This window comes from Geobacillus sp. YHL, from assembly GCF_022341265.1.
In the GTDB taxonomy this organism is placed as follows: Bacteria; Bacillota; Bacilli; order Bacillales; family Anoxybacillaceae; genus Geobacillus; species Geobacillus thermoleovorans.
Window position 1 is genome coordinate 40,448 of sequence record NZ_JAEIGB010000021.1, and the last position, 10,826, is coordinate 51,273.

Here is a 10,826-nt window from a genome sequence, read left to right on the forward strand (position 1 = left end):
CGAAAGGAGACTCCGAGGCGCACTTCAGACAGCACCGAACATAAGCCGCTTCCAGCCAAGGCGGCTCTCTCTGGGATGCCGATGCTTCCTACTTCTCCTCGTCAACGCTTTTTCTTTATGCGCTTGTTCCATCGAAACTTTATATTATTATACCACATCCATCATGCAAACGTGCATAGAGGCCGATTAAAATTTTTCTTGCAACGCCCGCTCCAGCCGCTCGATCACTTTTTCTTTGCCGAGCAACTGAATGGCAAACGGCAGCTCCGGTCCGTGCGTTTGTCCCGTCACCGCCGCGCGGATCGGCATAAACAACTTTTTCCCTTTTTGCCCGGTCGCCTTTTGCACCGCTTTAATGGCCGCTTTAATCTCGTCTGCCGTAAACGGCTCAAGCTCACGCACGCTCTCAAGGAAGGTGGAAAGCACAGCCGGCACTTGCTCTTCAGCAAGCACTTGACGCGCCTCGTCCTCGTAGTCGATTTCTTCTTTAAAGAACAGCTCAGACAGCGGGACGATCTCCGCCCCGTAGCTCATTTGCTCTTGATACAAAGCAATTAAATCGCGCGCCCATTGCCGCTGTTCGTCCGTCATATCCGCCGGCAGGCGCCCGGCTTTCACTAAATGCGGCAAGGCCAGCTCGACAAGCCGGTCAAGATCAAGCTTTTTGATATATTGGTTGTTCATCCATGTCAGCTTTTTCGTATCAAACATGGACGGCGATTTTGACAGCCGGGAGACATCGAACATGCGGATCAGTTCGTCTTTCGTAAAAATTTCTTCCTCTCCTTCCGGCGACCAGCCAAGCAAAGCGAAAAAGTTGAACATCGCTTCCGGCAAATAGCCAAGTTCTTTGTATTGCGAGACGAACTGAATGATGGATTCATCGCGCTTAGACAGCTTTTTCCGCTGCTCGTTGACGATCAACGTCAAGTGCGCGAACTGCGGCGGCTCCCAGCCGAAGTACTCATATACCATGAGCTGCTTCGGCGTATTGGACAAATGTTCCTCACCGCGAAACACATGGCTGATTTCCATTAAATGGTCGTCGATGACAACAGCGAAATTGTATGTCGGAATGCCATTCGCCTTGACAATCACCCAATCGCCGCCGACATCTTTCGATTCAAACACCACTTTGCCGCGCACTAAATCGTAAAACTCGTACGTTTTCCCTTCCGGCACCTTCAGGCGGATCGTATACGGCTTCCCTTGCGCCTCGAGCTCCGCGACCTGCTCCGGCGTCAAATGGCGGCATTTGCCGCTGTACTGCGGAGCGGCGATGCCGGCCGCCCGCTGCGCCTCCCGCTCGCGCTCGAGCTCTTCCGGCGTGCAAAAACATTTGTACGCATGCCCTTGCTCAAGCAATTCATTCACATATTTTCGGTAAATATCGAGCCGCTCCGTTTGCCGGTACGGCCCGTAGCCGCCATCTTGATCAATCGATTCATCATAATCAATGCCGAGCCATTTTAAGTTTTCGAGCTGCGACTTTTCGCCGCCTTCGACGTTCCGTTCAATATCCGTATCCTCGATGCGGACGATCATTTTTCCACCGTGATGGCGGGCAAACAAATAGTTAAACAGCGCTGTCCGCGCCCCGCCGATATGCAAATGGCCGGTTGGGCTCGGCGCATAGCGCACGCGCACCTCTTTTGCCATCATCCAAACCCTCCACTTCCATCAAAGCTTGTGCTATTATTGTACCGTTTATCGCGGCAAAGTTCAAAACAGACAGCTCTCACCTAAGCCGCACCACGCCGCCGACGCCCCCCTTTACACCTCCTAGCCAGGACGGCGAACAAAGCGCTTATGTATTAAAGAACGAGGCCTTCCCAAATGATGCTGCCAAAGGCCGCTCCATTAGCTTTTTTGCAGCAAGACGACCGCCTGGGCGGCAATGCCTTCCCCCCGCCCAGTGAATCCAAGCTTCTCCGTCGTCGTTGCCTTCACATTGACTTGCGAGCGCTCGGCTTCCAGCAACCGAGCGATCACCGCCCTCATTTCTTCAATATATGGCGCCAGCTTCGGCTTTTGTGCGATGATCGTGCAGTCGGCGTTCACGAGCCTATACCCTTCCTGCCGAGCGAGCGCCCATACGTGCGCCAACAGCTCAGCCGAGTCGGCATCTTTAAAGCGCGGATCTGTGTCTGGAAAATGCCGGCCGATATCGCCGGCGCCGATTGCCCCAAGGCATGCGTCCGCCACCGCATGAAGCAGCACGTCGGCATCTGAGTGGCCGAGCAGCCCCTTTTCATACGGAATAGTAACGCCGCCAATGATCAGCGGACGCCCTTCAACAAGCTGATGGACGTCAAACCCTTGTCCAATGCGAAACATCTCTCCACCCCCATCTATTCGGCCATCCGGCTTGCCAAAATCGCTTCAGCAAACAAAAGGTCCTCCGGCGTCGTCAGCTTAATATTGCGATAATCCCCCTCAATGATCTTCACCGGCTTGCCGATTCGCTCCACAAGGCTGGCGTCATCCGTGCCGAGATAGCCAGCCTGTTTCGCCGCTTCGTGCGCTTCCATGATCAAAGACAGACGAAAAGCTTGTGGCGTCTGCACCGCCCACAAGCTGGAACGATCAATCGTCTGTTCGACAAACAAACCGTTCGCTTTTTTGATCGTATCTTTCACCCGCACTGCCGGGATCGCCGCCCCGTACTGAACAGCGGCGTTCACTAGCTCGTGCAAATGATGGACGCGGACAAACGGGCGGGCGCCGTCATGGATGAGAACAATCTCCTCCCCCGCGAGCGCCTGCAATCCGTTATAGACGCTATGCTGCCGCTCCTCGCCGCCGTCGGTAAGCGCGGCGACTTTTTGAATGCGAAAGCGGGCGAGCAGCTGCTCAAATCGGCTTCGCTCGGCTGGGTTGACGACGAGCACGATGCGGGTGCACCGCTCATCGCGCTCAAACACGTTCAGCGTCCGAACGATGAGCGGCTCACCGCCAAGCTCAAGGAATTGCTTGTTCATGCCGGCGTTCATCCGCTTTCCTCGCCCGGCCGCCAAGACAATCGCTTCGTAATTCATTGGCCGTTTCCCCTATTCGTTTTACAACGCTTTTTGCAGCAGTTTCAATTTGGCAAAAATCATTCTCCCTGCAGATGTTTGTAACACGCTGGTGACTAAAACGTCAACCCGTTTGCCGATATATTCTTTGCCATCTTCAACGACGATCATCGTCCCGTCGTCCAAATAGGCCACGCCTTGGTTATGCTCCTTCCCATCTTTAATGACGTGTACGTTCAGCTCCTCGCCTGGCAACACGACCGGTTTGACGGCATTCGCTAAATCGTTGATATTCAAAACACGCACGTTTTGCAGCTCACATACTTTGTTTAAATTGAAATCGTTCGTCACGACAACGCCTTGAAGCTGCTTCGCCAGCTTGACGAGTTTGCTGTCGACTTCCTGGACGTCGCTGAAATCCGCTTCATGGATTTCCACTTTCATCGCCATTTCTTTTTGAATGCGGTTCAAAATATCCAAGCCGCGGCGGCCGCGGTTCCGCTTCAGCACATCGGACGAATCGGCGATATGCTGCAATTCTTCGAGCACAAACCGCGGAATGACAAGCGGCCCTTCCAAAAACCCGGTTTGGCAAATGTCTGCGATCCGCCCGTCGATGATGACGCTCGTATCCAAAATTTTCACAGCACCGCCCTTTGACGGTTCGTTTTCCGCTTCTCCACCTTTTTTCTTTGCCATGCGATTGGACAAGGAAAATAAGTTCATCAACTCATTCCGTTTCTTTAAACCGACGCGAAACCCTAAGTAGCCAAGCAACACCGTCAAAAAAATCGGCAACACCGTATTCAACACTTGAATGTGAAACGACTGCAACGGCATGACAACGAAAAACGCGATAATAAGACCGAAAATCAGCCCGAGACTGCCAAACAGCACGTCGGCGGCCGGCGCCTTCACGAGCGTTTCCTCCACCCAGCGAATCATGTCGACCACATAATCGACAAGCCAAAACGTCAACAAAAAGAAAACGACTGCCCCCAGCACCGCCAGCGTATAAGAATTATTGAGAAGCGGCATGCCGCTCACATTCATCACCTTAAGCAAGTCAGGAAAAAACATGGCGCCTAACGTTCCGCCCACGGCGAGGAAAAATAATTGCACAATGCGTTTGACCATCAGCCCATCTTCACCTCCCTATTTAACATTATAAACAGTTTCCAATGTTTGAAACCAATTGGAAGGCAATTTTTAATCGTTTTTGAACATTCGACATCTGCTTGTAACAATAGCAGAAAACGCCGGCCAAACGCCGTAGTTGTTTCGGATCTCCCTACTATATTTTTACGTACATCAGAGCGAAAAGGTTCAATCCTTTTAGGCTGTTTATGCCTCTGCTTGAGCACTTAAGAATGAAGAGGCGATGAATTTTTGATCGCTCATATCCCCTTGGACACGAAGAAGCGGGCCGCGCAGGCGAAAGAGCGATTAACACATTGTATGCTCAAGCGCCTCGGCCACATGCGAAACACCGATCACTTGCACACCTTTTGGCGGCTGCCAGCCGGCTAAATTGTTTTTTGGCACAATGATGCGGGAAAAGCCTAATTTTACCGCCTCCTGCACGCGCTGTTCGATGCGCGAGACGCGGCGCACCTCTCCAGTTAAGCCGACTTCGCCGATAATGACATCCGCCGGATTCGTCGGCCGATCGCGAAAGCTCGAGGCGATGCTGACAGCGACCGCCAAGTCAATTGCCGGCTCATCAAGCTTCACGCCGCCCGCCACTTTCAAATAAGCATCTTGGTTTTGCAACAGCAGCCCAACCCGCTTTTCGAGCACGGCCATCAAAAGCGACACACGGTTATGGTCAAGGCCGGTCGCCATCCGTCTCGGGTTGCCGAAGCTCGTCGGCGAGACGAGCGCCTGGATTTCCACGAGCACCGGCCGCGTCCCTTCCATCGCCGCCACGACCGTCGAGCCAGCCGCTCCGCGCGACCGTTCTTCTAAAAACACTTCTGATGGGTTTTCCACTTCCTTCAGCCCAATGTCGCGCATCTCAAAAATGCCAATTTCGTTCGTTGAGCCAAAACGGTTTTTCACCGCTCGCAAAATGCGATACGTATGGTGTCGCTCCCCTTCAAAATAGAGAACGGTGTCCACCATATGTTCGAGCAGGCGCGGCCCGGCGATCGCCCCTTCCTTCGTCACATGACCGACGATAAAAATGGCAATGCCTTTTGTTTTCGCCAGCTTCATCAGCTCGGCCGTGCATTCGCGCACTTGGGCGACGCTGCCCGGTGCAGAGGAAATATCGGTGCGATACACCGTCTGAATCGAATCAATGATGACACAAGCAGGTTGAACCGTTTCAACCGCTGCCACAATGTATTCCAAATCTGCTTCCGCCAACACGTACAGCTGATCGCACTCCGCACGAAGGCGTCCAGCGCGCAGCTTTACTTGTTTGACCGATTCCTCACCGGAGACATACAGCACTTGATGCCCAGCGGCGGCCAGCTGCGCCGATGTTTGCAAAAGCAACGTTGATTTGCCAATGCCAGGGTCGCCGCCGATCAAAACGAGCGAACCTTTGACGATTCCACCGCCCAGCACGTGATCGAGCTCCGCGCTGTTCGTTTTCATGCGCGGCTCTTGCACCGCCTCCACGGCTGTAATCGGGACCGGTTTGGCCGAACCCGCCCGCTCCGAACGAAGAAATGCGCCGCGCACAGTCGGTTTCTCCTGCTCAATTTCCTCAACAAACGAATTCCATGTTTGGCATCCCGGACAGCGTCCAAGCCATTTGGCCGACTCATATCCACACTCTTGGCAAACGAACTTCGTTTTCTTCTTCGCCATCGATCTTAACCCTTTCTGTAACGTTTTCCAACGAAAAAAAGGCATGGGCAGGAAGCTGCCGCATGCCTTTTCTTCCCTCACACGACCGCTTGTTTCGACAATACGACAAACTCCCCGTCTTTGACATCCACGACGACTTTTTGCCCTTTGGCGATCGTGCCTTTTAACAATTCTTCGGACAAACGGTCTTCAACATGCTTTTGCAAGGCGCGGCGCAGCGGGCGGGCACCGTATTCTGGATCGAACCCTTCGGCGGCGATTTTCTCAATGGCGGCCTCCGTCAGCTCAAGATCAATGTCTTGCTCTTTCAGCCGCTTCACGAGCGTATCGGCCATCAATCGGACGATTTGTTTCAGATGGTCTTTTTCGAGCGAATGGAAGACGATGATTTCGTCGATCCGGTTTAAAAACTCTGGACGGAATGCTTTTTTCAGCTCATCCATCACTTTGCTTTTCATATCTTTGTATTGCTGGTTCCCGTCTTGAATGTTGAAGCCAACGTACTTATTCCGTTTCAGCGCATCGGCGCCGACGTTGGACGTCATGATGATGATCGTGTTGCGGAAGTCGACCGTCCGCCCTTTCGAGTCAGTCAGCCGCCCATCTTCCAACACTTGCAGCAAAATATTGAACACGTCCGGATGCGCTTTTTCCATCTCATCTAACAGGACAACCGAATACGGCTTGCGGCGCACTTTTTCCGTCAGCTGGCCGCCTTCTTCATAACCGACATACCCCGGCGGCGACCCGATGAGCCGCGATGTCGAGTGTTTTTCCATATACTCGGACATATCGATGCGAATGAGGGCGTCTTCATCGCCAAACATCGCTTCTGCCAAGGCTCGAGCCAACTCCGTTTTCCCAACCCCGGTCGGACCAAGGAAAATGAACGAACCGATCGGGCGTTTCGGGTCTTTCAGGCCAGCACGGGCGCGGCGCACCGCTTTGGCGACCGCTTTGACCGCCTCGTCTTGGCCGACGACACGCGAATGCAAAATTTCTTCCAGCTTGAGCAGCCGCTCCGTTTCCGTCTCAGCGAGCTTCGATACCGGAATGCCGGTCCAACTCGAGACGACCGCGGCGATGTCTTCGACCGTCACTTCCAAATTTTCTTGGCCTTGTTTTTCTTTCCACGCACGTTTCGTTTCCTCCAGTTCTTCGCGCAGCCGCTGTTCCATATCGCGCAGCGACGCCGCTTTCTCAAACTCTTGGCTTTGCACGGCCGCGTCTTTTTCTTTCCGCACTTCCTCGAGCTTTTGTTCAAGTTCTTTCAATTTCGGCGGTGCGGTGAACGAACGAAGGCGCACTTTCGAGCAAGCCTCGTCGATCAAATCGATCGCCTTATCCGGCAAGAAACGGTCGGTAATGTAGCGGTCGGACAACTTGACGGCTTGCACGATCGCCTCGTCGGAAATCGAAACGCGGTGGTGCGCTTCATACCGATCGCGCAACCCTTTTAAAATTTGGATCGATTCTTCCACTGTCGGTTCATCAACGTAAATCGGCTGAAAGCGGCGTTCAAGCGCGGCGTCTTTTTCAATATATTTCCGGTATTCATCGAGCGTTGTCGCGCCGATGCATTGAAGCTCCCCGCGCGCCAACGCCGGTTTCAAAATGTTCGACGCGTCGATCGCTCCTTCCGCCCCACCGGCGCCAATTAATGTATGCAGCTCATCGATGAACAAGATAATGTTGCCCGCTTGACGAATTTCATCCATCACTTTTTTCAGTCGGTCTTCAAATTCCCCCCGGTATTTCGTTCCGGCGACGACCGTCCCCATATCGAGCGTCATGACCCGCTTGTCGCGCAGCGTTTCCGGCACTTCGTTATTGACGATTTGTTGGGCTAACCCTTCAGCAATGGCCGTTTTCCCAACGCCCGGCTCGCCGATCAACACCGGATTATTTTTCGTCCGCCGGCTTAATACTTCAATGACGCGCTGAATTTCTTTACTGCGGCCGATGACCGGGTCCAGCCGCCCTTCGCGGGCAATCGCTGTCAAATCGCGGGCGAGGCTGTCAAGCGTCGGAGTGCTCACGTGCGAAGCACCGCCGCCATGGCCTGACATCGACTCATTGCTGCCAAGCAGCTGCAACACTTGCTGGCGCGCTTTGTTCAAGCTTACTCCCAAGTTGTTCAGCACGCGGGCGGCCACCCCTTCGCCTTCGCGGATCAACCCAAGCAAAATATGTTCTGTGCCGACGTATGAATGGCCGAGCTTCCGCGCTTCATCCATCGACAGCTCAATCACTTTCTTCGCCCGCGGCGTATAGTGGATCGTATGCGACACTTCACTGCCACGGCCGATGAGCGATTCGACTTCTTTTTGAATTTTATCTGGGCCGAGCCCAAGCGCCATGAGCGCCTTAGCCGCGATCCCCTCGCCCTCGCGGATGAGGCCGAGCAAAATATGTTCTGTGCCGATATTGTTATGGCCGAGGCGAATGGCTTCTTCCTGCGCCAGCGCCAGCACTTTTTGCGCCCGTTCCGTAAATCTGCCAAACATCATCGTTCATCACCCTCCATCTTTCTTCGTTCCTCCATCTTTAAACGCTCCCGGATCAGCGCCGCGCGGCGGACGTCCCGTTCTTCAGGGCGAAGCGCCCCGCCGGCATATTGCTGCAAAAATCCCGGCTGCGTCAAAATCATCAGCTCATTTAAAATGTTGCGCGAGATGTTCTTGATATATCCTAGATCAATCCCTAAGCGAACATCGGACAGACATTGCGCCGCTTCTTTCGATTCGATGACGCGGCAGTTGGCCAGTATGCCGTATGAACGGAACACCTTGTCTTCTAATTGTATGCCCAAAGTTTTCACTAATGCCTGACGAGCCGCTCTTTCTTGGGCGATCAGCTGCTGAACGATCGTATGCAAATCAGCAACAATGTCTTCCTCCGATTTCCCAAGCGTGATCTGGTTGGAAATTTGGAATATATTTCCCAACGCTTCACTCCCTTCACCGTATGTTCCACGGACAACAAGCCCAAGCTGGTTGATGGCAGGAATAATACGGTTAATTTGCTGCGTCAGCACAAGCGCCGGAAGATGCATCATCACCGAAGCCCGCAATCCCGTCCCGACATTGGTCGGGCAGCTCGTTAAATAACCAAGCCGCTCGTCAAAGGCATAGTTGACATACCCTTCAATCCAATCGTCCAATTCGCTCGCCGCCTCGAGAGCCTCAGCAAGCTGCAACCCCGGGAATAGGCATTGGATGCGGATATGATCCTCCTCGTTGATCATGATGCTGATTTCTTCATTTTCCGAAAGCAGACAAGCGCCAAACGGCGAATCCTCAGCCAGATGCGGACTAATTAAGTGTTTTTCTACCAATACCCGTTTTTCAATCGGCTGAAGCTCCGACATTTTCAACAACTCGAAGCGGCCTGCCCCTCCGTAAGAACGATGGGCGAACGTCCGTTCAAACAACGCGACGATTTGCATCGCTTCTTCACTGCTAAACAGCGTTGGAAAACGAAAGTCAACGATGTTGCGCGCTAGTCGGATGCGACTGCTTAAGACGATGTCCGAATCCGGCCCCTCTTGGCTCATCCACGCGCTGACCGCCGTATTGAAAAACTTCTCGAACGACATACCGCTTACATATCCCCCTCTCCGCGTCGACGCAGTTCATCCTCCAACGAGCGGATTTGGTCGCGCACCTCGGCCGCCCGCTCGAATTCCTCACGAGCAACGAGCTCCTGAAGCTTTTGTTTCAACATAGCAAGTTGCTTGCGCAAATGGAGAACGCCGCCTTTTCGCTTCGGAATTTTTCCTGAATGAGCGGTATTGCCGCTATGGAGCCGTTTCAAAATCGGCGGCAAGTAGCGTGCAAACGTCCGGTAGCAGTTAGCGCAGCCGAACCGCCCGATTTGTGTGAATTGATGGTATGTCATTTGGCACGTCTCACATTGAAGTACATCCGGGTTCGGAAACGCGTTCGCCGTCATCTCTTTCATCGGCGCTTGAAAGTTAAGAAGCCCCGCCAACAAGTTGTTGAGTGAAAAATCATCATTGCCGTAGAACGTAAACATATGGCCATGCTCTCTGGCACATTGCTCGCAAAGATGGAACTCCGTTTTCTCTCCGTTTACAATTTTTGTAAAGTGCATCGTGGCCGGCCGCTGCTTGCATTCTTGGCAAATCAATGCCTCCCCCTCCCCCTATTTGTATTTCAGCGACGTCAGCATCGCTTTTAACATGCGGGCCCGCAGTTCGTCCCGCTCGGGCAAATCGATATATAAAACAGAACGATCCATAGCGCTTAACATAATTTTCGCTTCCCGCTCCGAAATTACCTTTTCTTCAACGAGACGTTTTACCACATCTTCGGCATTCGATTGGCTGATGCGGTGGCCGACAAGCTCGAGCAGCTGGTCAATAAGCTGTGCTTCACTCTTTGTCTTCACTTTCATAATGCGGATATACCCACCGCCACCGCGCTTGCTTTCGACGATGTACCCTCTTTCAAGGGTAAACCTCGTATTGATGACATAGTTGATCTGCGACGGAACACATTGGAATTTATTAGCGATTTCGCTTCGTTTAATTTCAACGATATCTTGGTCGCTCATATTGAGCACTTGCTTTAAATATTGCTCAATGATGTCGGAAATGTTCGGCACTCTACCTACCACCTTCCTTACAACCAAGCTGCCTGGCGATGGGCCGTCCGCTGACCAGGACACCCCACTGCCTATTTGTTGACTTTGACTATATTTGACCTTACTCTTACTATACAATGTATTACGGAAAATTTCAAGAGTGACCAAAGAAGGAAAACTAACTATAGAATATCCGTTTTTTTGGACAATAAAACGTCAAGCAGCCGAATAAATGAAAAAGCACGCCTTTTCTTCCAAGGAAAGAAAAGACGTGCTTTCCATTTTGCCTAGCAGCGACCTACTCTTGCAGGGGCGCTGGCCCCAACTACCATCGGCGCTGGAGGGCTTAACTTCCGTGTTCGGGATGGGAACGGGTGTTTC

9 protein-coding genes, 1 rRNA gene and 1 other annotated feature (1 of these 11 cut by a window edge) are annotated in these 10,826 nt (G+C 52.7%); all 10 genes read right to left on the bottom strand.

Annotated features, from left to right (window positions below; genetic code table 11):
• Nucleotides 1-114 (bottom strand) — a binding site (T-box leader) (it extends 122 nt beyond the left edge of the window).
• Nucleotides 115-186: 72 nt separating this feature from the next.
• The gene (gltX, locus tag JCR24_RS14710; protein WP_011229598.1) at nucleotides 187-1,659 is read right to left on the bottom strand and encodes a glutamate--tRNA ligase; all 1,473 of its coding nucleotides are present in this window, start codon (nucleotides 1,657-1,659) and stop codon (nucleotides 187-189) included.
• Nucleotides 1,660-1,860: 201 nt separating this feature from the next.
• Entirely contained in the window at nucleotides 1,861-2,337 is a 477-nt protein-coding gene (gene ispF / locus JCR24_RS14715; protein WP_011229597.1) for a 2-C-methyl-D-erythritol 2,4-cyclodiphosphate synthase, read from the bottom strand.
• 14 nt (nucleotides 2,338-2,351) lie between these two features.
• Nucleotides 2,352-3,038 (bottom strand): 2-C-methyl-D-erythritol 4-phosphate cytidylyltransferase, encoded by a 687-nt coding sequence (gene ispD / locus JCR24_RS14720; RefSeq protein ID WP_011229596.1) that lies wholly within the window; start codon nucleotides 3,036-3,038, stop codon nucleotides 2,352-2,354.
• A gap of 21 nt (nucleotides 3,039-3,059) precedes the next feature.
• Nucleotides 3,060-4,154 (bottom strand): PIN/TRAM domain-containing protein, encoded by a 1,095-nt coding sequence (locus JCR24_RS14725; RefSeq protein ID WP_011229595.1) that lies wholly within the window; start codon nucleotides 4,152-4,154, stop codon nucleotides 3,060-3,062.
• A gap of 309 nt (nucleotides 4,155-4,463) precedes the next feature.
• On the bottom strand, nucleotides 4,464-5,837 hold the full coding sequence (radA, locus tag JCR24_RS14730) for a DNA repair protein RadA (protein ID WP_238980858.1): 1,374 nt from the start codon (nucleotides 5,835-5,837) through the stop codon (nucleotides 4,464-4,466).
• A gap of 77 nt (nucleotides 5,838-5,914) precedes the next feature.
• Entirely contained in the window at nucleotides 5,915-8,347 is a 2,433-nt protein-coding gene (gene clpC / locus JCR24_RS14735) for an ATP-dependent protease ATP-binding subunit ClpC (protein ID WP_011229593.1), read from the bottom strand.
• Nucleotides 8,344-9,435: a protein-arginine kinase McsB gene (gene mcsB, locus JCR24_RS14740; protein WP_011229592.1), complete on the bottom strand. Its 1,092-nt coding sequence runs from the start codon at nucleotides 9,433-9,435 to the stop codon at nucleotides 8,344-8,346. The genes clpC and mcsB overlap by 4 nt, the downstream gene beginning before the upstream one ends.
• Before the next feature lie 5 nt (nucleotides 9,436-9,440).
• On the bottom strand, nucleotides 9,441-9,989 hold the full coding sequence (gene mcsA, locus JCR24_RS14745) for a protein-arginine kinase activator protein McsA (protein ID WP_011229591.1): 549 nt from the start codon (nucleotides 9,987-9,989) through the stop codon (nucleotides 9,441-9,443).
• Between the two features lie 15 nt (nucleotides 9,990-10,004).
• Complete coding sequence (gene ctsR / locus JCR24_RS14750) at nucleotides 10,005-10,466, bottom strand: transcriptional regulator CtsR (RefSeq protein ID WP_011229590.1); 462 nt, start codon at nucleotides 10,464-10,466, stop codon at nucleotides 10,005-10,007.
• A gap of 264 nt (nucleotides 10,467-10,730) precedes the next feature.
• A 5S ribosomal RNA gene (rrf, locus tag JCR24_RS14755) occupies nucleotides 10,731-10,826 on the bottom strand; the annotation flags it as partial.